General features: G+C 69.9%; 17 protein-coding genes and 1 pseudogene. 6 read left to right on the top strand and 12 right to left on the bottom strand.

Translation table 11 applies throughout. The features are described from left to right. Positions 1-70 precede the first annotated feature (70 nt). The gene (locus IF00_RS0108685) at positions 71-1,090 is read left to right on the top strand and encodes a LacI family DNA-binding transcriptional regulator (protein WP_030316001.1); all 1,020 of its coding nucleotides are present in this window, start codon (positions 71-73) and stop codon (positions 1,088-1,090) included. A gap of 101 nt (positions 1,091-1,191) precedes the next feature. Here the strand turns inward: IF00_RS0108685 and prcA are convergent, their stop codons facing one another. From prcA to arc, 5 genes are all read right to left on the bottom strand, one after another. After that, positions 1,192-1,944, bottom strand: a complete 753-nt coding sequence (gene prcA / locus IF00_RS0108680; RefSeq protein ID WP_030315999.1) for a proteasome subunit alpha — start codon at positions 1,942-1,944, stop codon at positions 1,192-1,194. Positions 1,945-1,990: 46 nt separating this feature from the next. After that, a complete protein-coding gene (gene prcB / locus IF00_RS0108675) occupies positions 1,991-2,830 on the bottom strand; it encodes a proteasome subunit beta (RefSeq protein WP_030315998.1) in 840 nt (279 codons plus the stop codon). 160 nt (positions 2,831-2,990) lie between these two features. Then, positions 2,991-3,203 carry a ubiquitin-like protein Pup gene (locus tag IF00_RS0108670; RefSeq protein ID WP_030315996.1) on the bottom strand — a complete coding sequence of 71 codons (213 nt, stop codon included), beginning with the start codon at positions 3,201-3,203 and terminating at the stop codon, positions 2,991-2,993. A 159-nt stretch (positions 3,204-3,362) separates the two neighbouring features. Then, positions 3,363-4,874 (bottom strand): depupylase/deamidase Dop, encoded by a 1,512-nt coding sequence (gene dop / locus IF00_RS0108665; RefSeq protein ID WP_037637774.1) that lies wholly within the window; start codon positions 4,872-4,874, stop codon positions 3,363-3,365. A 180-nt stretch (positions 4,875-5,054) separates the two neighbouring features. Next, the gene (gene arc, locus IF00_RS0108660; protein WP_030315993.1) at positions 5,055-6,821 is read right to left on the bottom strand and encodes a proteasome ATPase; all 1,767 of its coding nucleotides are present in this window, start codon (positions 6,819-6,821) and stop codon (positions 5,055-5,057) included. 253 nt (positions 6,822-7,074) lie between these two features. Here arc and IF00_RS0108655 point away from each other — a divergent pair, with 253 nt between their 5' ends. Then, positions 7,075-7,386 (top strand): ferredoxin, encoded by a 312-nt coding sequence (locus IF00_RS0108655; RefSeq protein ID WP_030315991.1) that lies wholly within the window; start codon positions 7,075-7,077, stop codon positions 7,384-7,386. Positions 7,387-7,390: 4 nt separating this feature from the next. Here IF00_RS0108655 and IF00_RS0108650 read toward each other — a convergent pair whose 3' ends face one another. From IF00_RS0108650 to IF00_RS0108640, 3 genes are all read right to left on the bottom strand, one after another. Then, positions 7,391-7,969: a hypothetical protein gene (locus IF00_RS0108650; protein ID WP_030315989.1), complete on the bottom strand. Its 579-nt coding sequence runs from the start codon at positions 7,967-7,969 to the stop codon at positions 7,391-7,393. A gap of 184 nt (positions 7,970-8,153) precedes the next feature. After that, positions 8,154-9,041 (bottom strand): tRNA (adenine-N1)-methyltransferase, encoded by an 888-nt coding sequence (locus tag IF00_RS0108645; RefSeq protein ID WP_015032448.1) that lies wholly within the window; start codon positions 9,039-9,041, stop codon positions 8,154-8,156. A gap of 18 nt (positions 9,042-9,059) precedes the next feature. Further along, complete coding sequence (locus IF00_RS0108640) at positions 9,060-10,193, bottom strand: site-2 protease family protein (RefSeq protein WP_245234466.1); 1,134 nt, start codon at positions 10,191-10,193, stop codon at positions 9,060-9,062. Between the two features lie 180 nt (positions 10,194-10,373). On the opposite strand from IF00_RS0108640, the gene IF00_RS0108635 reads away from it, so the two are divergent. Together IF00_RS0108635 and IF00_RS0108630 are read left to right on the top strand one after the other, a co-directional pair. Beyond that, entirely contained in the window at positions 10,374-11,276 is a 903-nt protein-coding gene (locus IF00_RS0108635) for a RecB family exonuclease (RefSeq protein ID WP_245234461.1), read from the top strand. A 42-nt stretch (positions 11,277-11,318) separates the two neighbouring features. Beyond that, on the top strand, positions 11,319-11,996 hold the full coding sequence (locus tag IF00_RS0108630) for a response regulator (RefSeq protein ID WP_030315976.1): 678 nt from the start codon (positions 11,319-11,321) through the stop codon (positions 11,994-11,996). Between the two features lie 88 nt (positions 11,997-12,084). Here the strand turns inward: IF00_RS0108630 and IF00_RS0108625 are convergent, their stop codons facing one another. The 4 genes and pseudogenes from IF00_RS0108625 to IF00_RS41040 all read right to left on the bottom strand — a co-directional run bounded on the left by IF00_RS0108625 (position 12,085) and on the right by IF00_RS41040 (position 20,054). Then, positions 12,085-13,665 (bottom strand): ABC transporter substrate-binding protein, encoded by a 1,581-nt coding sequence (locus IF00_RS0108625; RefSeq protein WP_030315974.1) that lies wholly within the window; start codon positions 13,663-13,665, stop codon positions 12,085-12,087. A gap of 77 nt (positions 13,666-13,742) precedes the next feature. After that, the gene (locus IF00_RS0108620; RefSeq protein ID WP_030315972.1) at positions 13,743-15,332 is read right to left on the bottom strand and encodes an ABC transporter substrate-binding protein; all 1,590 of its coding nucleotides are present in this window, start codon (positions 15,330-15,332) and stop codon (positions 13,743-13,745) included. A gap of 521 nt (positions 15,333-15,853) precedes the next feature. Next, positions 15,854-16,552 (bottom strand): HAD family hydrolase, encoded by a 699-nt coding sequence (locus tag IF00_RS0108615; protein WP_030315970.1) that lies wholly within the window; start codon positions 16,550-16,552, stop codon positions 15,854-15,856. Positions 16,553-16,713: 161 nt separating this feature from the next. Beyond that, positions 16,714-20,054: pseudogene (locus IF00_RS41040) on the bottom strand (homocysteine S-methyltransferase family protein). A 244-nt stretch (positions 20,055-20,298) separates the two neighbouring features. On the opposite strand from IF00_RS41040, the gene IF00_RS0108605 reads away from it, so the two are divergent. After that, complete coding sequence (locus IF00_RS0108605) at positions 20,299-21,063, top strand: IclR family transcriptional regulator (protein ID WP_030315969.1); 765 nt, start codon at positions 20,299-20,301, stop codon at positions 21,061-21,063. A gap of 267 nt (positions 21,064-21,330) precedes the next feature. Further along, positions 21,331-22,089 carry an MIP/aquaporin family protein gene (locus IF00_RS0108600; RefSeq protein WP_030315967.1) on the top strand — a complete coding sequence of 253 codons (759 nt, stop codon included), beginning with the start codon at positions 21,331-21,333 and terminating at the stop codon, positions 22,087-22,089. Positions 22,090-22,114 lie beyond the last annotated feature (25 nt).

The following is a 22,114-nucleotide window of genomic DNA, read 5'->3' as shown; positions in this document are numbered from 1 at the left end:
ATGTCGGCAGCGCGCGGGTCCACCCCGCGCCCAGTGACCGGTTCGTGGACCGCCCGACGCGGAGGCTTGTGTGCAGACCCCGGAGCCGCTCGGCGGCACCCGCCCCACCAGCCGGGACGTCGCCCGGACCGCGGGCGTCTCCCAGGCCACCGTCTCCCTCGTGCTCGGCGACAAATGGCGCGGCCGTGTGTCGGAACGCACCGCCGAGGCGGTGCGCGGGGCCGCCAGGGAGCTCGGCTACCGGCCCAACCTGGCCGCCCGCAATCTGCGCCTCGGCCGCACCCGCACCGCCATGCTCGTCGTCCCGGCCCTCACCAACGAGTTCTTCGCGCACGTCTACACGGGAGCGGCCGCCGAGGCGGCCCGGCACGGCTTCGGCGTGGTCCTCTACCCCTCCCCCGACGGCCTGGGTCCCGCACGCGACCCCTTCGCCTCCGCGCAGGCCGCCCTCGACGGGGTGATCGCCTCCTCGATGGCGACCGGCGCCCTGGAGGCCTTCCGGGGCACCGACCTCCCGCTCGTCATGCTCGACAGCGACCCGGCCGGACCCGGGGCCGCCGCCCACGTGAACCTCGACGTCGCCGACGGCATGCGCCGGGTGACCGACCACCTGCTCGGCCTCGGCCACCGCCGCTTCCTGCACCTGGCCTCCGCGGCCCCGTCCTGGACCTTCGACGTACGGGCCGCCGCCCTCGCCCACGCCCTGCGCGGCACGGAGGTGCGCACCGTGCGGTCGCCGCTGAACGTCGCGGACGCGTGGGAGGCCGCCGGCCGGGCCCTCGACGTCCCCGGCCCCCTGCCCACGGCGGTGATCTGCGACGACGACATCCTCGCGGTCGGCGTGTGCAAGGCCGCGCGCCGGCTCGGACTGCGCGTCCCCGAGGACCTGTCGGTGACCGGCTTCGACGACATGGCCCTGGCGACGGTGGTCGAGCCGGAACTCACCACCGTGCGGCTGCCCGCCGAGGACTTCGGCCGGCGGGGCATGGAGGCCCTCCTCGCCGTCCTCGCGGGCGAACGGCCCCTGCCGGACACCCTTCCCGTCGCCCTGGTCCCCCGAGGCTCCTCGGGGCCCGCACCGGCCGCCTGAGGGGCGGACACGCCGGAGGGGCGGACACGCCGGAGGGGCGGACACGCCGGAGGGGCCCCGGTCCGCGCGGACGCGACCGGGGCCCCTCCGGGCCGTGCCGACTACTCCTCGGGAGCCTCGTCCGAGGGCTCGTCCGTCTTCGCCACCGCCGCGTTGTCCGCCTCCAGGAGACGCGACAACTGACGGCCGACGATCCGCTTGAACTTGCGCTGCTGCGGCCGCGTGCGGTCCAGGACCGCCACCTCCAGGCGCTCCGCGGGGATCTCCCGCTCGCTGCCGTTGGTGTCCCGCGAGAGCGCCTGCACGGCCAGCCTCAGGGCCTCGGCCAGGGACATGCCGTCCCGGTGGCGCTGGTCCAGGAAGGAGCCGATCTGCTCGGCGTTCCCGCCGACCGCGACCGAGCCGTGCTCGTCCACGATCGAGCCGTCGTGCGGCAGCCGGTAGATCTGGTCGCCCGACGACTCGGTGCCGACCTCGGCGACGACCAGCTCCACCTCGTAGGGCTTCTCCCCCGCGCTGGAGAAGATCGTGCCGAGCGTCTGGGCGTAGACGTTGGCCAGGCCGCGCGCGGTGACGTCGTCCCGGTCGTAGGTGTAGCCCCGCAGGTCGGCGTAGCGCACGCCGCCGATGCGGAGGTTCTCGTACTCGTTGTACTTGCCGGCGGCCGCGAAGCCGATCCGGTCGTAGATCTCGCTGAACTTGTGCAGCGCGCGGGACGGGTTCTCACCGACGAAGACGATCCCGTCGGTGTACTGGAGGACGACAAGGCTGCGGCCTCGGGCGATGCCCTTGCGGGCGTACTCCGCCCGGTCGGCCATGGCCTGCTGGGGTGAGACGTAGAACGGAGTGGACACCGGCGGTCCGTCCCTTTCTTCTGGGCTTCAGTCGGGCGACGAGTGGTCAGAGCAGGGCGGCGCGGGGCCCGTCGGGCTCCTCGAGACGCCGCTCGGTGACCGACCGGGCCAGCGCGGAGGACTCGTCCTCCGTGAGCCTGCGGTAGCCCTCGTCCGTGATGACCGTGATGATCGGGAAGATCCGGCGTGCCATGTCCGGACCGCCGGTCGCCGAGTCGTCGTCCGCCGCGTCGTAGAGCGCCTGCACGACCAGCGTGGTGGCCTGCTGCTCGGTCAGGTCGGCGCGGTAGAGCTTCTTCATCGAACCGCGCGCGAAGATCGAGCCGGAGCCGGTGGCGGCGAACCCGTGCTCCTCGGAGCGGCCGCCGGTCACGTCGTAGGAGAAGATGCGGCCCTTCTCCTTGCCCTCGTCCCAGCCCGCGAAGAGCGGTACGACGGCGAGCCCCTGCATGGCCATGCCGAGGTTGCCCCGGATCATGGTGGAGAGGCGGTTCGCCTTGCCCTCCAGGGAGAGCGTGACGCCCTCCACCTTCTCGAAGTGCTCCAGCTCCAGCTGGAACAGCTTGACCATCTCCACGGCGAGGCCGGCGGTGCCGGCGATGCCGACGGCGGAGTACTCGTCGGCAGGGAAGACCTTCTCGATGTCCCGCTGCGCGATCATGTTGCCCATGGTGGCCCGCCGGTCACCGGCGAGCACGACCCCGCCGGGGAACGTGGCCGCCACGATGGTCGTCCCGTGCGGGGCCTCCACGACACCGTCGGGGAGCTTCCGCCCGCCCGGCAGCATCTCCGGCGAGTGGTCCGCCAGGAAGTCGATGAACGAGGACGAGCCCGGCGTCAGGAAGGCCGCCGGCAGACGCCCGGTGCTACGAGGGTTGGCTTCCACGCGATTCCTTCCGGGTGGGAGAGTCGGCCCGCCGTGGGAAGCGCCGGCCGATCTTGCTTGCTGTGCACGGACCTTACCCGTGCCACCGCTTGTCATCCGTCCCCGGGCCCACGGCTTTCGCCGGGGCTCCGGGGACGGTGACGACAGACGCGCCGTGCGGCTACTCGCCGCCCTTTTGCACAAAGGACCGAACGAAGTCCTCGGCGTTCTCCTCGAGGACGTCGTCGATCTCGTCCAGGACGGAGTCCACGTCGTCGCTGAGCTTCTCCTGGCGCTCCTGGAGATCGGAGCTCGCCTCCGTGGTGGTCTCCTCGACCTCCTCCGTGGAACGCGTCGCCTTCTGCTGTCCGCCGCCGGTGTCCTTGGTCGCCATATCCCTCACCCCGCTCGAATCGGCCCGCTCGGTTGAGTCCGTACAAGATCAGACCCTATAGGGCGGGTCCGACTTCGGCCCCGCAGTTTCGACAACGCCCGGGCACTGATTCCATGATTCCCAGTGCCGGGGCATTTCAGGCCCCCGTGGGGCCTCCGATCAGCCGCCGGACAGGACCCGCACCAGTTCCTCGGCGGTCCTGCATCGGTCCAGGAGCGATTTCACATGGGCTTTGGTGCCCCGCAGCGGCTCCAGGGTGGGGACGCGCTGGAGCGAGTCCCGGCCGGGCAGGTCGAAGATCACCGAGTCCCAGGAGGCCGCCGCGACGTCGTCGGCGTACTGCTCCAGGCACCGGCCGCGGAAATAGGCGCGGGTGTCCTCCGGAGGCGCCGTCTCGGCCCGCTCCACCTCGGTCTCGTCCAGGAGCCGCTTCATGCGCCCACGGGCCACCAGGCGGTTGTAGAGGCCCTTCTCGGGGCGTACGTCCGCGTACTGGAGGTCCACCAGGTGCAGCCGGGCGGCGTCCCAGTCCAGGTCGTCCCGGCGCCGGTAGCCCTCCATGAGCTCCCGCTTGGCGATCCAGTCGAGCTCGCCGGCCAGGCTCATGGGGTCGTTCTCGAGCCGGTTGAGCGTGTCCTCCCAGCGGATCAGGACGTCCTTGGTCTGCTCGTCGGCGTCCACGCCGTACCGCTCCTCCACGTACTTCCTGGCCAGCTCGAAGTACTCCATCTGGAGCTGCACCGCGGTGAGTGTCCGGCCGCTGCGCAGCGTGACCAGGTACTGGAGGGTCGGGTCGTGCGAGACCTGGTGGAGGGTCCGTACCGGCTGGTCGACGGCGAGGTCGACGGTGATGAACCCGTCCTCGATCATCGAGAGGACCAGGGCGGTGGTGCCCAGCTTGAGGTAGGTCGAGATCTCCGAGAGGTTCGCGTCGCCGATGATCACGTGCAGGCGGCGGTACTTCTCGGCGTCGGCGTGGGGCTCGTCGCGGGTGTTGATGATGGGCCGCTTGAGGGTGGTCTCCAGACCGACCTCGACCTCGAAGTAGTCGGCGCGCTGGCTGATCTGGAAGCCGTTCTCCCGGCCGTCCTGTCCGATGCCGACCCGTCCCGCGCCGGTCACGACCTGGCGGGAGACGAAGAAGGGGGTGAGGTGGCGCACGATGTCCGAGAAGGGGGTCTCCCGCTTCATCAGGTAGTTCTCGTGCGTGCCGTAGGAGGCGCCCTTGTTGTCGGTGTTGTTCTTGTAGAGGTGGATCGGCTGGGCTCCGGGGAGCTGGGCGGCCCGCTCGGCGGCCTCCGCCATGATCCGCTCGCCGGCCTTGTCCCAGAGGACGGCGTCGCGCGGGTTGGTGACCTCGGGTGCGCTGTACTCGGGGTGGGCGTGGTCCACGTAGAGGCGGGCCCCGTTGGTGAGGATCACGTTGGCCAGGCCGATGTCCTCGTCGGTGAGCTGGCTGGAGTCGGCGGCCTCGCGGGCGAGGTCGAAGCCGCGGGCGTCCCGCAGCGGGTTCTCCTCCTCGAAGTCCCAGCGGGCGCGGCGCGCCCGGTGCATCGCCGCCGCGTAGGCGTTGACGATCTGGGACGAGGTGAGCATGGCATTGGCGTTCGGGTGTCCCGGGACGGAGATCCCGTACTCCGTCTCGATGCCCATTACTCGCCGTACGGTCATGCGGCCCTCCTTGCCCGGCGGCGCTCACTGTGCGCGACTCGGCGGTACCGATGAGCCTAGAGCGGCTCCGCGCTGGTGGGGAGATCAGTTGCGTATTTCCCTGTGATGCCGGGGAAATGCTGGATGGAATGCGTCGGCTGCGGATGCCCGGTTTCCGGACATCCGCAGCCGGTGGGCGTTTTACAGGTACTGGCCGGTATTGGCCACCGTGTCGATGGAGCGCCCGGTGTCCGCGCCCTGCTTTCCGGTGACGAGGGTGCGGATGAAGACGATCCGCTCGCCCTTCTTTCCGGAGATTCGGGCCCAGTCGTCGGGGTTGGTGGTGTTGGGCAGGTCCTCGTTCTCCTTGAACTCGTCCACGCACGCCTGGAGGAGGTGGGAGACCCGGATGCCCTTCTGGTTGTGGTCGAGGAAGGCCTTGATGGCCATCTTCTTGGCCCGGTCGACGATGTTCTGGATCATCGCGCCGGAGTTGAAGTCCTTGAAGTAGAGGACTTCCTTGTCGCCGTTGGCGTACGTGACTTCGAGGAAGCGGTTCTCCTCGGATTCGGCGTACATCTGCTCGACGACGGACTGGATCATTCCGTGGGCGGCCGCCGCCTTGGAGCCGCTGTGCTCGGAGATGTCGTCCGAGTGGAGCGGCAGGGTGGCGGTGAGGTACTTCGCGAAGATGTCCTTCGCGGCCTCGGCGTCCGGACGCTCGATCTTGATCTTGACGTCGAGCCGGCCGGGTCGCAGGATCGCGGGGTCGATCATGTCCTCGCGGTTGGAGGCACCGATGACGATGACGTTCTCCAGGCCCTCCACACCGTCGATCTCGGCGAGCAGCTGGGGGACGATGGTGTTCTCCACGTCCGAGCTGACACCGGATCCGCGGGTGCGGAAGAGGGATTCCATCTCGTCGAAGAAGACGATGACGGGGGTGCCCTCGCTCGCCTTCTCCCGGGCACGCTGGAAGACGAGGCGGATGTGCCGCTCGGTCTCACCGACGTACTTGTTGAGGAGCTCGGGGCCCTTGATGTTGAGGAAGTAGGACTTCCCCGCGGGCTGGCCGGTCACCTCGGCGACCTTCTTGGCCAGGGAGTTGGCCACGGCCTTCGCGATCAGCGTCTTGCCGCAGCCGGGCGGGCCGTAGAGCAGGATGCCCTTGGGCGGCCGCAGTTCGTGCTCCTTGAAGAGGTCCGGGTAGAGGTAGGGGAGCTCGACCGCGTCCCTGATCAGCTCGATCTGGTTGCCCAGGCCGCCGATCTTGGTGTAGTCGACGTCCGGGACCTCTTCCAGAACGAGCTCTTCGACCTCGCTCTTGGGGACCACCTCGTACACGTAGCCGGACCTGGAGTCGAGCAGCAGGGCGTCGCCGGGGCGGATGGTGACGTCCAGCAGAGGCTCGGCGAGCCTCACCACCCGCTCCTCGTCGGTGTGCCCGACCACCAGGGCGCGCTCGCCGTCCTCGAGGATCTCCTTGAGGGTGACGATGTCCCCGGCCCGCTCGAACTCCATGGCCTCGACCACGTTGAGCGCTTCGTTGAGCATGACTTCCTGGCCGCGCTTGAGCTCTTCGAGCTCGATGCTCGGGCTGACGTTCACCCGGAGCTTGCGGCCCCCAGTGAAGATGTCGCACGTGCCGTCCTCATTGGCCTGCAGGAAGACACCGAAGCCGGCCGGCGGCTGCGCGAGCCGGTCGACTTCCTCCTTGAGGGCCACGATCTGGTCGCGGGCCTCACGGAGCGTGTTCGCCAGTCGTTCGTTCTGCGCGGACACGCCGGCCAGGCTGGTCTGCAGCTCGACGATCCGCTCTTCGAGAATCCTCGTGTGTCGCGGAGAGTCGGCGAGCTTGCGGCGCAGGACGGCGATTTCCTGCTCGAGATAGGCAACCTGGCCGGCGGGGTCTTCAGACCCCCGCCCCGGCCGGATGCCGCGGTTGATGTCGTCGTCGTGGGCTGCCACGGTCCTCACCTCCTCCAAGGGGAGCTGGACGCTTCCTGACCCTACCTGCGTGGGTGGTGATTGAAACCCCTAGATCAAAAAGACTCCGAGGTGTGTCCGATCTTCACCCTTGCGCTTCCCCTGTCGACAGGGGAATACCCACCCTGCGCTGCTTGAAAGCGGGCGGTTGTATCGTCGTCATGGGCCAACACCCGTCAGAGGTGGCCCGACTTACCCGCGAGAAGCGACACGAGAAGCAGAAACGGCAGGAGATATGACCGTGCAGCACGAGGCTCCGTCCACGGGCGCCGCAGAGGCGCTGGAGGTCTGGATCGACCAGGACCTGTGCACCGGGGACGGGATCTGCGCGCAGTACGCTCCCGAGGTCTTCGAGCTGGACATCGACGGGCTCGCTTATGTGAAGAGCGCCGACGACGAGCTCCTCCAGGACACCGGTGCCACGACGCCGGTCCCGCTGACGCTGCTCCAGGACGTGGTGGACTCCGCGAAGGAGTGCCCGGGCGACTGCATCCATGTGCGCCGGGTCACGGACAAGGTCGAGGTGTACGGCCCCGACGCGGAGTGACGGGTCAGGCGCCGCGCGCCTCGGCCTGTCCCGTACGTACGAAGGCGCCGCCCTTCCAGTGCCAGCTGACCTGCTCCTTCTCGTCGGGGCAGCAGCTGGGGACGTCGGGTGACGAGTAGCCGAGCAGGGTGGCGTGCACCGCTCCGCCGCGTACGGAGAAGTCGGTGACGCTCTTGAGGAGCTCGGGCGCGACGAGGGTGGCCACCACGCGCGCGGGTGCGCCGGCCTGCTTGCCCCGGGTGAGGACGTAGACGCCGCTCGGCGGCGTGCCGGAGCCCGCTTCGCAGTGCACGACCGCAACGGTCTCGGGGTTCCCGTCTCCGTCGAGGTCTCCGGAGGCCCGCTTCGCGACCCTGTGGGGTGCTCCCCCGCAGTCCAGGGGGTAGGCGGCGCCGGCGGCCTCGGGAGCCGGTGCGGGGCTCGGTGCCGTGGCCGGGGTCGCGGCGGCTCCGGCGGGGCCGGGCTGGAGCAGGCCCGCGAGGGCGACGACCGCGGCGGTCGCGGTGGCGGTGGCGAGCCACTGGGCCGGCCGGGCGTGGGCGTGTGCGAGGTCCGCGAGGTCCGGGGCGGCGGAGGGCTGCACGCGAGACGTCTCCTGTGGGGGTGGTGCGGCGGGTTTCCGGCATCGTGCCACACGTCACAGGGGTACGGAACCGTCGGGGTCGGCCTCGTGGGAGACGGGGGTCCGCCGAACATGAGGACGCCGCCGTCGAGTTCCCCGCTGTGGGCGGGGAACTCGACGGCGGCGCACCGTGGATGTCGGGACGTCAGCCCTTGTTGGGGCCTTCGTAGTCCTCGCCGTAGGCGCCCTTGGCGGGGCGGCGGCGGCGCATCGGGGGCTCGACGCCGTCCGCGAGGCGGCGGGCGGTGACGAGGAAGCCGGTGTGGCCGATCATGCGGTGATCGGGGCGGACGGCGAGGCCCTCGACGTGCCAGTTGCGGATCATGGATTCCCAGGGCTGCGGCTCGGCGTAGCAGCCGAACTCGCGGATGGATTCCACGGTGCGGGCGAGCTGGGTGGTGGTCGCCACGTAGCAGCAGAGGATGCCGCCGGGGACGAGTGCCTTGGAGACGGCCTCCAGGCACTCCCAGGGGGCGAGCATGTCCAGGATGACGCGGTCGACGTCGGTGTCGGACAGGTTGTCCTGGAGGTCGCCGACGGTCAGCTGCCACGCGGGGTGGGGGCCGCCGAAGTAGCGTTCGACGTTGCCCTTCGCGATCTCGGCGAAGTCCTCGCGGCGCTCGTAGGAGTGCAGCATGCCGCTGTCTCCGATGGCGCGGAGGAGGAAGCTGCTCAGCGAGCCCGAGCCCACTCCCGCTTCCACGACGCGGGCGCCGGGGAAGATGTCGGCGAAGGCCAGGATCTGCCCCGCGTCCTTGGGGTAGACCACGGCGGCGCCGCGGGGCATGGACAGGACGTAGTCGGGGAGCAGGGGGCGCAGCGCGAGGTAGGCGACGTTTCCGGTGGTGCGGACAACGCTGCCCTCGGGGGCGCCGATCAGTTCGTCGTGCGGGAAAGAACCCTTGTGGGTGTGGAAGTTCTTTCCCTCTTCGAGCGTGAACGTGTAGTGACGGCCCTTGGGGTCGGTCAGCTGAACCTGGTCCCCGACCTTGAAGGGCCCGCGTCGGCGGGCGGCACCGGTCGGTTCGGACATGTGACCAGAGTACAAGGACTACGAGGAGGGTCGTGCCATGGCCTGGACGAAGGCGCGCTCGACGTCGGTGGTGGAGAGGACTCCGTAGATCTCGCCGGTGTCCTCGACGACGAGGTACTCGGTGGCCGGGCTGGCGCGGAGGTGGTCGAGGAGGGGCTGGCCGGTGAGTTCGGCGGGGACGCGCATGCCGTCGGTGAGGTCCTGGGCGAGGGTGCTGACGGCGACCCAGGGGCGGCGGTGCTCGGGGACGGCGGCGATGGCGGTCTCGCGGACGATGCCGGTGGGGTCGCCGTGGCCGTCGACGACGACGAGGGCGCGGGCGCCCGCCTCGTTGGCGCGGCGGAGGGCCTCGGAGAGGGGGGTGACGGGCTCGACGGGGATGGCGCGGCGGGTGAGGCTGCGGGCGCGGAGCTCGGGGAGGTGTTCGCGGAGGCGGGCCATGCGGAGGCTGTTGCCGGCGCCGGTCCAGATGATCGCGGCGAGGATCGCGGCGAGCAGGGCGTCGGTGACGGTGTTGAGGCCGCTGATGTCGTCGGTGGAGTTGCCGAGGAAGCCGGTGCGGGTGAGCAGGGGCAGTCCGATGAGGACGAGGACGGCGAGGGCGCGGCCGACCCAGGCGGCGGCGATGGTGCCGCTCATGGGCTTGCCGGTGATCTTCCAGACGACGGCGCGGAGCATGCGGCCGCCGTCGAGGGGGAGGCCGGGGAGCAGGTTGAAGATCGCGACGATCAGGTTGGAGATCATCAGGCCGGCGAGGAGGACGCCGGGGACGGTGCCGGACTCGACGGCGTACATCGAGAGATAGAACACGCCGGCGAGGACGAGGGAGAGGAGGGGGCCGACGAAGGCGAGGACGAATTCGCGGCCGGGGGTCTCGGTCTCCTTCTCGATCTCGGAGACGCCGCCGAAGAACTGGAGCTGGATGCGGCGCACCGGGAGTTTGAAGCGGAGCGCGGCGATGGTGTGGGCCAGTTCGTGGACGAGCACGGAGGCGTAGAAGGCGACGGCGAAGAAGAGGGAGACGAGGTAGCGGGCTGCGCCGAGTTCGGGCAGGACGCGCTCGATCTGGTCGCCGAAGACCCAGGTGATGAGGGCGGCGACGAGGAACCAGCTGGGGGCGACGTAGACGGGCACGCCGAAGGGGCGGCCCATGAGGATGCCGCCGCCGGGCTCCTCGGTCCGCTGCGGCTTGGGCTCGTCCTGGTTCACGGGTTCCTTTCGTCGCGGAGGGTGACCCACGTCGGTGTGTCACGGTTCGATCATGCAGTGCGACGGGGTCCCAGGTCGATGGTATTCCGCTCGCTGTCGGTGGCGGGTCGTAGGGTCTTCGTCATGAGTACGAGCGAGCAGGTGCCGGCGGAGCCCCGGGCGCCCATGTCGTTGTCGCCTTCGCGGGCGAGCGATTTCATGCAGTGTCCGCTGCTGTACCGGTTCCGGGTGATCGACCGGCTGCCGGAGAAGCCGAGCGAGGCGGCGACGCGGGGGACGCTGGTGCACGCGGTGCTCGAGCGGCTCTTCGACGATCCGGCGGTGGAGCGGACGGCTCCGCGGGCGCGGGCGATGGTTCCGGGGCAGTGGGACCGGCTCCTGGAGTCGAAGCCGGAGCTGGGTGAGCTGTTCGCGGAGGATCCGGAGGGCGAGCGTCTGGCGGGCTGGCTGGGTGAGGCGGAGCGGCTGGTCGAGCGGTGGTTCACGCTGGAGGATCCGACGCGTCTGGAGCCCGCCGAGCGTGAGCTGTTCGTGGAGACGGAGCTGGATTCGGGGCTGCGGTTGCGCGGGGTGATCGACCGGATCGACGTGGCGCCTTCGGGTGACGTGCGGATCGTCGACTACAAGACGGGCAAGGCGCCGCGGCCGGAGTACCGGGACGGCGCGCTGTTCCAGATGACGTTCTACGCGCTGGTGGTGTGGCGGCTGCGGCGGGTGATCCCGCGGCGGCTGCAGCTGGTGTATCTGGGCAGCGGGGAGGTGCTGACGTACGACCCGGTGGAGGCGGATCTGCTTCGGGTGGAGCGGAAGCTGCTGGCGTTGTGGGACGCGATCCGGCTGGCGACGGAGACGGGTGACTGGCGGCCGCGGCCGACGAAGCTGTGCGGCTGGTGTGATCATCAGGCGGTCTGTCCGGAGTTCGGGGGGACTCCCCCGGTCTATCCGCTGAAGATCGTTTCGGTGCGCCCGCCGGAGTCGGGCGATTCGGGGCAGGGCAGAATGGACCTGGCCCCGCCGGCGCCGTAGTGCCGGTGTACCTCGTGAGCTCAGCCCCGTGAAGGAGCCCTTGTGACGATCCGCGTCCTCTTGGTCGACGATCAGCCGCTGTTGCGCACCGGCTTCCGGATGATTCTGGAGGCGGAGCAGGACATCGCGGTGGTGGGTGAGGCCGGGGACGGTCTCCAGGCGCAGGACCAGGTGCGGGCCCTGCAGCCGGACGTGGTGCTGATGGACATCCGGATGCCGCGGATGGACGGGGTGGAGGCGACCCGGCAGATCACGGGTCCTGGCCGGGACGGTCCGGCGAAGGTGCTGGTCCTGACGACCTTCGATCTCGACGAGTACGTGGTCGAGGCGCTGCGGGCGGGGGCGAGCGGTTTCCTCCTGAAGGACGCCCCGGCGAACGAGCTGGTGCAGGCGATCCGGGTGGTGGCTGCCGGTGAGGCGATGCTGGCGCCGTCGATCACGCGCCGGCTGCTCGACAAGTACTCGGCGCATCTGCCCACGGGCGAGGAGCAGATGCCGGACACGCTGAACACCTTGACGGACCGTGAGGTCGAGGTGCTGAAGCTGGTGGCGCGGGGCCTGTCCAACGCGGAGATCGCGGCGGATCTGTTCGTCAGCGAGACGACGGTGAAGACGCATGTGGGCCATGTGCTGACGAAGCTGGGCCTGCGCGACCGGGTGCAGGCCGCGGTGTACGCGTACGAGAGCGGTCTGGTGCGCCCGGGGGCCAACGGGCAGTAGCCCCGGCGGGTACGACGGCAGCAGGGACGACGGAGGGGCCCGGTGCGCGGGATGCGCGCCGGGCCCCTCCGTCGTGTCCGGGGGCGGGTCAGCCCTTGCGGATCTCCCAGAAGCGGAAGACCGTCGAGGCGTCGAGGGTCCATTCGAGGCCCGTGACGTCCTGGCGGGCGACGGCGTACTGCTTGCCCTGCCAGAGCGGCAGGAGGGGCAGCTGCTCGGCGACGAGGTCCTGGAGCTTGCCGTACTCGTCGGCGGTGGCGGCGCGGTCCGGGGCGGCGGCGGTCCTGGGGAGGAGGCTGCCGGTGATGGTGGCGTTCTCGTAGTGGTTGCCGAGGACGTTGCCCTCGCCGAAGAACGGGGTGGTGAAGTTGTCGGCGTCGGGGTAGTCGGGGACCCAGCCCTTGACGTAGACGCCGTACTTGCCGGCCGCGATGTCCTTCTCGTACTGGTCGTAGGGGACGGACTGGACGTCGGCGTCGAAGAGGCCGCTGGCGTTGAGCTGCTCGGCGATGGCCTTGAGCTCCTGGTCGGTGGACGGGCCGTAGCGGCTGGGCGTGGACCAGAGGGTGAGCTTCACCTTGGCGGTGATGCCGGCGGCGCGCAGGGCCTTCTTCGCCTTCGCCTTGTCGGGGGCGCCGTAGGTGTCGTAGAAGGCGGTGTTGTGTCCGGCGATGCCGGCCGGGACGATCGAGTACAGCGGCGTGGCCGTCGACTTGTAGACGCCTTCGACGAGGGCCTCGCGGTCGACGAGGTGGGCGATGGCCTGGCGGACGCCGAGCTTGCCGGCGACCGGGTCCTTCATGTTGAACACGAGGTGCTGGACCTCGGCGCTGCTGCCCTGGACGACCTCGATGCCCTTGTCGTCCGTGGTCTCGGAGGTCTCGAGGGTCGCGATGTCCTCGGCGGAGAGGCCTCGGTAGGCGACGTCGACGTCTCCGTCGGTGAGGGCCTTGGAGAGGGCGGAGCGGTCGCCGCCGTAGAGCTTGAGGGTGACGGCGTCGTTCTTGCGCTGCGCGGTGCCCTTGTAGCCGGGGTTGGCGGAGAAGGTGGCCTCGGTGGCGCTGAACGAGTCCAGCTTGTAGGGGCCGGAGCCGGTGGCCTTGCCGTCGGTGCGCAGGGCGTCGGCGGGGTACTCGCGGTGGTCGACGATGGAGCCGGCGCCGGAGGCGATCTTGCTGGGGAAGGTGGCGTCGGGGACCTTGAGGTGGAAGACGACGGTCTTCTCGTCCGGGGTCTCGATGCTCTTGATGGTGGCCAGCAGCGGCGCGGGGCCCGAGGGGTCGGCGATCTTGAGGGCGCGCTCGAAGGAGAACTTGACGTCCTCCGAGGTGAGCTTGTTGCCGTTGGAGAAGGTGAGGCCGTCGCGCAGGGTGCAGCTGTACACGGTGCTGCCGGTGGCGAAGCCGCACTTGTCGGCGGCCTCGGGCTCGGGCTCGGAGCCGCCCTTGGGGAAGGCCAGCAGGGACTGGAAGACGTTGTTGAACAGCAGCCAGGAGCCGGGGTCGTAGCCGGCCGCCGGGTCGGTGGCGACGATCTCGTCGGACATGCCGACGCGTATGCCGTTGCCGGAGTCGCCCGAGCCGCCCTGCTCGGTGCCACAGCCGCTGAGGAGGGCGGCGGACAGACCGGCGGCGAGGGGGGCCGTCAGCCACTTGTTGTGCGTCTTCACAGAACGTGCCTCGTGATCTCTTGTCAGGCCGGCCGCGCGCGGGTGCGCGGCCGGTGTAACCGATCCAGTCGACGGGGTTATGCGGTACCGCGGCCCAGTTCCCAGAGCAGGAGGTCGGAGGACGTGTTGAGGGCGTACTCGACTCCGTTGAGGTCGTCGCGCGCGGCGACGTACTGCTTGCCCTGCCAGAGCGGCAGGACCGGTACGTCCTCGGCGACGATCTTCTGGATCTGGTTGAAGACGGGGCTCGCGGCGGTGCGGTCGGCCTGGCGGCGCGAGCGCGGGATGAGCTGGTCGCGGACGACCTTGTTCACGTACGGGGTGTTGAGGAAGTTGTCGCTGTCGAGGAACGGCGCGATGTAGTTGTCCGGGTCCGGGTAGTCCGGGAACCAGCCGAGTCCGTAGACGGCGTAGTCGCCGCGCTTCTGGGCGGTGCGGAACGTCGACCACTCGGCGCCCTGGACGGTGACGTCGAAGAGCTCGCTGGCGACGAGCTGCTTCTTGAGCGCCTCGAACTCCTCGGCGGTCTCGGCGCCGTAGTGGTCGGTGGTGTAGTTCAGCGTCAGCTTGACCGGGGTCTTGACGCCGGCGTCCTTGAGGAGCTTGGCGGCACGGGCCTGGTCGGGCTCGCCGTACGCGTCGAAGAAGGGGGTGGTGTGGCCGGTGATGCTGGAGGGGATCAGCGAGTACAGCGGCTCGGCGGTGGTGCCGTAGACCCGGTTGACGAGGGCGCCGCGGTCGACGACGGCGGCCATGGCCTGGCGGACGGCCTTCTCCTGGACGGCGGGGGCCTTGGTGTTGAAGCCGAGGTAGCGGATCTCGAGGCCGGGGACCTCGATGACCTCGATGCCGTCCTTGGGCGTCTCGGTGAGGTCCTTGATCTGCTGGCGGGACAGGGAGCGGGCCATCATGTCGATGTCGTCGCTCTCCAGGGCCCGGCCCATGGTGTTCGCGTCGGTGTAGGGGCGGAGCTCGACCTTCTCGTTGCGCAGGGTGATGTCGCCCTTGTAGGCCGGGTTCTTGGTGAAGACGAAGCGGGTGGCCTTGTCGCCCTCGCGCTCGACCTTCATGGTGTACGGGCCCGAGCCGTCGACGTCGAAGCCGTCGCGGAGCTTTCCGGCTTCGTACTTGTCCTTGCTGAGGATGCCGGCGACCGGGGTGGAGAGCTTGTACGGGAAGGTGGCGTCGGGGGTCTTCAGGTGGAAGACGACCTCGTCGGCGCCCTTGGTCTCGATGGTGTCGATGTTCGAGAGGAGGGCGGCGGTGCCGTTGTCCGACTTGATCTTCAGCACGCGCTCGATGGAGAACTTGACGTCCTCGGCGGTGATCGGGCTGCCGTCGGCGAAGGTGAGGCCGGAGCGCAGCTTGCAGCGGTAGCTCTCGCTGGCCTTGTCGGAGAACCCGCAGTTCTGGGCGGCCTCGGGGACGGGCTCGCCGCTGTCGCGGGGCACGTGCATCAGGGTCTGCACGGTCTGCCGCAGGATGTTCCACGCGCCGGTGTCGTAGGCGAAGGCCGGGTCGAGCGGCGCGGGGGCGTCCGCGGTGGCGATGAACTGGTCCGTGGTGCCGACGACGATCGCTCCGCCTTCCTCCGCACCGCCGCAGGCGGCGAGCAGGGGGGCGAGCAGTCCGGCCACGGCCGGCAGCACCAGGGTCTTGCGGTTCATCAGGGACGATCTCCTCATCCGGCACTGGGATACAGCGGTCAGTGGAACTCCGCCGCGGCCGCCCGGTCAGGGCGGGAGCGATCGGGCCGGGTGTTGCGATCGGTCCTGTGTTCACGGCGACTTGGGTGTGCGCCGGTGCACGCGGGTTATGCGGCGAAGTACTCGCGAAAGATTAGTGGGCGGCACCGCTATTGCCTGACCACGGGCGGCCGTGGGGGTAATCGCACAGTGATCATGAATACGGGAACCTCGATAGTCATGCGCCGGATGATGCGGACGGTGGCGATCGAATCGGGACACAGGGGGCGCCGAAATGTGCGGTAATCGGACAGGGGACGCACGAAGGCCACCCACCGTCCGGCACTCTGCGTGACCAACGTCACGCGGAGGCCTTTTCGGCGAATGGCCTGATCGTTTTCCCGGGGCGTTCCCCCGGTGCACCGCGCGTGTCCCCCGGGGGCGCTCCGCCGGGTGCCTCCCGGGCGAAATCGCATTCCGCCCGGGGGAAGCTCAGATAAAGCTCAGATTCCGGTGATCAATGTGCGGAGGAAGGGCACGTCGACCTCTTCCAGGGAGCGCACGACGACCCGGCCCGGAGAAGGCGGGATCGGAGCGACCGAGGGCACCGCGACGACCCGGCAGCCGGCCGCCTCGGCGGCCGCCACACCGGTCGCGGTGTCCTCGATGACGGCACAGAGCACGGGGTCGGCCCCGACCCCCTGGGCGGCCGTCAGGTACGGCTCCGGGTGCGGCTTGGTCCGCACGACCTCGTCACCCGCGACGGTGAGCGAGAAGCGGTCACGGCCGAGCGAGTGGAGGACCTTGTCGATGATCCGCCGGTGCGAGGCGGAGACCAGCGCGGTCGGGATGGAGTGCCGGGCCAGCTCGGCGAGGAGCCGCTCGGCGCCGGGCATCAGGGGCACGCCGCGCTCGATGCGCTGCTCGAACTTCTCGTTGAGCAGGACGGTCAGCTCGGCGACGGTGATGTCGGCGCCGGTGGACTCGATGAGGTAGCCCGCGCTGCGCGTCATCGGGCCGCCGACGACGATGTCCCGCCAGGCCTCGTCCAGCCGGTGTCCGAGGTCGGCGAAGACCTCGACCTCCGCGTCCCACCAGAAGCCCTCCGTGTCGACGAGGGTCCCGTCCATGTCGAGGAAGACCGCCTGCAGGGCGGAGCTTCCGTTGGTACGGATCAGGGACGCGGGGACCGTACTGGTCATCCGGCACACCTCCATGGAGGGACGAGAAGGCCGGCCCCCCTCCCCGGTACGGGGAGGAAGACCGGCCTGCACTGGACCGACAAGTGTACGTCCGGATCACCGAAAGGGCGCGGATTTGCCCCGGGGGTCCCCCGGGCGGCGTCCGGGGGTGCCCCGCCCGGTCACCGAGCGTTGAAGTACTTCGCCTCGGGGTGATGGATCACGATGGCGTCGGTGGACTGCTCGGGGTGGAGCTGGAACTCCTCGGAGAGGTGGACGCCGATCCGCTCCGGACGGAGCAGCTCCGCGATCTTCGCGCGGTCCTCCAGGTCGGGGCAGGCGCCGTAGCCGAGGGAGAAGCGCGCGCCGCGGTACTTGAGGTCGAACATGTCCTCGACCGCGTCCGGGTCCTCGCCGCCGAAGCCGAGCTCGCCGCGGACGCGGGCGTGCCAGTACTCGGCCATGGCCTCGGCGAGCTGGACGGAGAGTCCGTGCAGCTCCAGGTACTCGCGGTAGGAGTCGGACTCGAACAGCCTGGCGGTGGCCTCGCCGATCTTCGAGCCGACGGTGACGACCTGGAGGCCGACGACGTCGGTCTCGCCGGACTCCTCCGGACGGAAGAAGTCCGCGAGGCAGAGGCGGCGGCCGCGGCGCTGGCGCGGGAAGGTGAAGCGGGTCCGCTCGTTGCCGGCGTCGTCGAGGATGATCAGGTCCTCGCCCTTGGAGACACAGGGGAAGTAGCCGTAGACGACGGCCGCTTCGAGCAGGTTCTCGGTGTGCAGCCTGTCGAGCAGGCCGCGCAGCCGCGGCCGGCCCTCGCGCTCGACGAGCTCCTCGTACGTGGCGCCGCCGACGCGGGCCTGCTTGAGACCCCACTGGCCCTTGAAGAGGGCTCCCTCGTCGAGCCAGGAGGCGTAGTCCTTGAGCGGGATGCCCTTGACGACGCGGGTGCCCCAGAACGGCGGCGTGGGGACGGGGTTGTCGACGGCGACGTCGGAACGGCCGCCCGGCTCGTCCGCCTCCTCCGCCTGGGGGACCGAGCCCCCCGCCCTCGAAGGCGTCGCGGGCGTAGCGGACCTCGCCCTGGTAGATCTCGTGGAGGTCCTGCTCGACGTACGCCCTGGTGAGGGCGGCGCCGCCGAGGATCACGGGGTACTTGGCGGCCAGCTCGCGCTGGTTCAGCTCCTCCAGGTTCTCCTTCATGATCACGGACGTTGTAGCCGTTGTTGGAGAGGATGATGTCGACGAGGTTCTTGCCGATGTCGTGGACGTCGCCGCGGACGGTGGCGAGGACGATCGTGCCCTTGCCGTCGGCGTCGCTCTTCTCCATGTGGGGTTCGAGGTACGCGACCGCGGTCTTCATGACCTCGGCGGACTGGAGCACGAACGGCAGCTGCATCTGGCCGGAGCCGAACAGCTCGCCGACCGTCTTCATGCCGTCGAGCAGGATCTCGTTGACGATCTCCAGAGCGGGGCGGATCGTCAGGGCCTCGTCGAGGTCGGCCTCCAGGCCGTTCTTCTCGCCGTCGACGATCCGGCGCTTGAGGCGCTCGTCCAGGGGCAGGGCGAGGAGCTCCTCGGTCTTGCCGGCCTTCATCGACTTGGTGTTGACGCCCTCGAAGAGGGCCATCAGCTTCTGCAGCGGGTCGTAGGCCGGTTCGTCCCCCTGCTGGGGACGTCGCCGGTCGTAGATCAGGTCGAGCGCGGTGGTGACCTGCTCGTCGTCGAACCGGGCGATCGGCAGGATCTTCGAGGCGTGGACGATCGCCGAGTCGAGGCCGGCCTTGACGCACTCGTCGAGGAAGACGGAGTTGAGGAGGATGCGAGCGGCCGGGTTCAGGCCGAAGGAGATGTTGGAGAGGCCCAGGGTGGTCTGGACGTCCGGGTGGAGCCGCTTGAGCTCCCTGATCGCCTCGATGGTGGCGATGCCGTCCTTGCGCGACTCCTCCTGGCCGGTGCAGATGGTGAAGGTCAGGGTGTCGATGAGGATGTCGGACTCGTGGATGCCCCAGTTGCCGGTGAGGTCCTCGATGAGCCGCTCGGCGATGGCGACCTTGTGCTCGGGGGTACGGGCCTGGCCCTCCTCGTCGATGGTGAGGGCGATGAGCGCGGCGCCGTGCTCCTGGGCCAGCCGGGTGACCTTGGCGAACCGCGACTCGGGTCCGTCGCCGTCCTCGTAGTTGACGGAGTTGATGACGGCCCGGCCGCCGAGCTTCTCCAGACCGGCCTGCAGCACGTCCACCTCGGTGGAGTCGAGGACGATCGGCAGGGTGGAGGCGGTGGCGAAGCGGCCGGCGAGCTCCTGCATGTCGGCGACGCCGTCGCGGCCGACGTAGTCGACGCAGAGGTCGAGCATGTGCGCGCCCTCGCGGATCTGGTCGCGGGCCATCTCGACGCAGTCGTCCCAGCGGGCCTCCAGCATGGCCTCGCGGAACTTCTTCGAGCCGTTGGCGTTGGTGCGCTCGCCGATCGCCATGTACGCGGTGTCCTGGCGGAACGGCACGGTCTGGTAGAGCGAGGCGGCGCCGGGCTCGGGGTGCGGCTCGCGGACGGCGGGGGTGAGGTCCCGGACGCGCTCGACGACCTGACGCAGGTGCTCGGGGGTCGTACCGCAGCAGCCGCCGATCAGGGAGAGGCCGTACTCGCGGACGAAGGTCTCCTGGGCGTCGGCGAGCTCGGCGGGGCTGAGCGGGTAGTGGGCGCCGTCGGAGGTGAGGACGGGCAGGCCGGCGTTGGGCATGCAGGAGAGCGGGATGCGCGAGTGGCGGGCGAGGTAGCGGAGGTGCTCGCTCATCTCGGCGGGGCCGGTGGCGCAGTTCAGGCCGATCATGTCGATGCCGAGCGGCTCCAGGGCCGTCAGGGCGGCGCCGATCTCGGAGCCGAGGAGCATGGTGCCGGTGGTCTCGACGGTGACGGAGACGATGAGCGGCACGTCGGCGCCGAGGGCGTCGAGGGCGCGGCGGGCGCCGATGACGGAGGCCTTGGTCTGGAGCAGGTCCTGGGTGGTCTCGACGAGCAGGGCGTCGGCGCCGCCGGCGAGGAGGCCCTCGGCGTTCTGCTGGTAGGCGTCGCGCAGCAGGGTGTAGGGGGCGTGGCCGAGGGTCGGCAGCTTGGTGCCGGGGCCGACGGAGCCGAGGACCCAGCGCTGGCGTCCGGTGGAGGCGGTGAACTCGTCGGCGACCTCGCGGGCGATGCGGGCGCCGGCCTCGGAGAGTTCGTGGACGCGCTCGGGGATGTCGTACTCGCCCAGGGCGGCGTGGTTGGCGCCGAAGGTGTTGGTCTCGACGCAGTCGACGCCGGCGGCGAAGTACTCCTGGTGGACCGAACGGACGATGTCGGGCCTGGTGATGTTCAGGATCTCGTTGCAGCCTTCGAGGTTCTGGAAGTCCTCGAGGGTGGGGTCCTGTGCCTGGAGCATGGTGCCCATGGCGCCGTCGGCGACGACGACTCGGCTGGCGAGTGCCTCGCGGAGGGCTGCGGCGCGGTTCCGGCTGTCTGCGGAAGGGGTCGGCAACGAGGCCATGGATGAGCTCCCTGGGATGCGACGGCTGTCGGCTTTGCACCTTCGGAGGAGGGTGCACGGGGCCAGCGTAACCGCGCTCCGGTCGGGGTGGACACGGCGTCTCGCGGGGCGGACGGCATCCTGTGTGCGGGGACTCCCGGTTCTGACCGTTCTTGACCGACACTGTCATGTGTCACGCAAGGTCGGCATCGACCGATAGTGTTCAGCATTGTCGAACAGCGTGAGAGGGAGAAGGGGTCGGGCGATGGCGAAGAACATCCAGTCGCTTGAACGGGCGGCGGCGATGCTGCGACTGCTCGCGGGCGGCGAGCGCCGGCTGGGCCTGTCCGACATCGCGTCCTCGCTGGGACTCGCCAAGGGCACCGCCCACGGCATCCTGCGCACGCTCCAGGCGGAGGGCTTCGTGGAGCAGGAGGCGGCCTCGGGCCGCTATCAGCTCGGTGCGGAGCTGCTGCGGCTCGGCAACAGCTACCTCGACGTCCACGAGCTGCGCGCGCGGGCGCTGGTCTGGACGGACGACCTGGCGCGGTCCAGCGGCGAGAGCGTGCATCTGGGGGTGCTGCACCAGCAGGGCGTCCTGATCGTGCACCACGTCTTCCGGCCGGACGACAGCCGGCAGGTCCTGGAGGTGGGGGCCATGCAGCCGCTGCACTCCACGGCGCTCGGCAAGGTCCTTTCGGCGTACGACCCGGTGGCGCACAGCGAGGTCCTGGAGATCGAGCGGGAGCCGTTCACGCCGCGGACGACCACGGCGCTCGGGGAGTTCGAGTCGCTGCTCGACATGACGCGGGCCAAGGGCTGGGCGGCGGACGTGGAGGAGACCTGGGAGGGGGTCGCCTCGGTGGCGGCGCCGATCCACGACCGGCGGCGGATGCCGGTGGGCGCGGTGGCCGTGACGGGCGCCGTGGAGCGGCTGTGCCCGGGCGGGGAGCTGCGTCCCGAACTCGTCGCGGCGGTGCGGGACTGCGCCCGCGCGGTCTCCCGGGATCTGGGAGCCGGGCGCTTCTGACCCTGCGCCACCACGCACCCCGACCCGAGTGAACCCGCCGGTAACGATCGCGTTATCGGCGGGTTTTTCGCTTCCCGGGGCCTTGACGTGCTGTTAACCCGGGGGCAAAACTTCCGTTCATCGGTCGGCAATGCCGAACACCTAACGGCAATACACGCTAGAGTGTGGCACTGCCAAGGGCCGGAAACAGCCCTCACACGAGGGTGCGGACCCCCGGAGAGATCCGGAGTCCGCCGTTCCCCTGGACGAAGGACAAAGGAGTCGCGGGTGTCCAGCTCCGACATCTTCCTCGGCGAGACCATCGGTACCGCCGTTCTGATTCTGCTCGGCGGCGGCGTGTGCGCCGCCGTCACGCTCAAGGGCTCCAAGGCCCGCAACGCGGGCTGGCTCGCGATCACCTTCGGGTGGGGCTTCGCCGTCATGACGGCCGTCTACATGACGGCTTCCCTCTCGGGTGCCCATCTGAACCCCGCCGTCACGGTCGGCATCGCGATCAAGGACGGCGAGTGGGGCAACGTCCCCGTCTACATCGCCGGCCAGATGCTCGGCGCCATGATCGGCGCGGTCCTGGTCTGGGTCGCCTACTACGGCCAGTTCCAGGCGCACCTCGCCGACCCCGAGGCCTCGGGCAAGAAGCCGATCGAGGGCCCCGGACCGGTGCTCGGCATCTTCTCCACCGGCCCCGAGATCCGGAACACCTGGCAGAACCTGGCCACCGAGATCATCGGCACCGTCGTGCTCGTCCTGGCCGTGCTCACCCAGGGCCTCAACGACAGCGGCAAGGGCCTCGGCGTCATAGGCGCCCTGATCACCGCGTTCGTCGTGGTCTCCATCGGCCTCTCGCTCGGCGGCCCGACCGGCTACGCGATCAACCCGGCCCGTGACCTCGGCCCGCGCATCGTGCACGCCCTGCTCCCGCTGCCGCACAAGGGCACCTCCGACTGGAGCTACTCCTGGATCCCGGTGGCCGGTCCGCTGATCGGTGGCGCCATCGCCGCGGGTATCTACAACATCGCGTTCGCCTGAGCCGTCCTTCTCCCAGACTTCCCTT

The sequence above is a fragment of the Streptomyces flavochromogenes genome (assembly GCF_000717595.1).
In the GTDB taxonomy this organism is placed as follows: domain Bacteria; phylum Actinomycetota; class Actinomycetes; order Streptomycetales; family Streptomycetaceae; genus Streptomyces; species Streptomyces flavochromogenes.
This window is presented reverse-complemented; position numbering and strand designations above follow the sequence as displayed.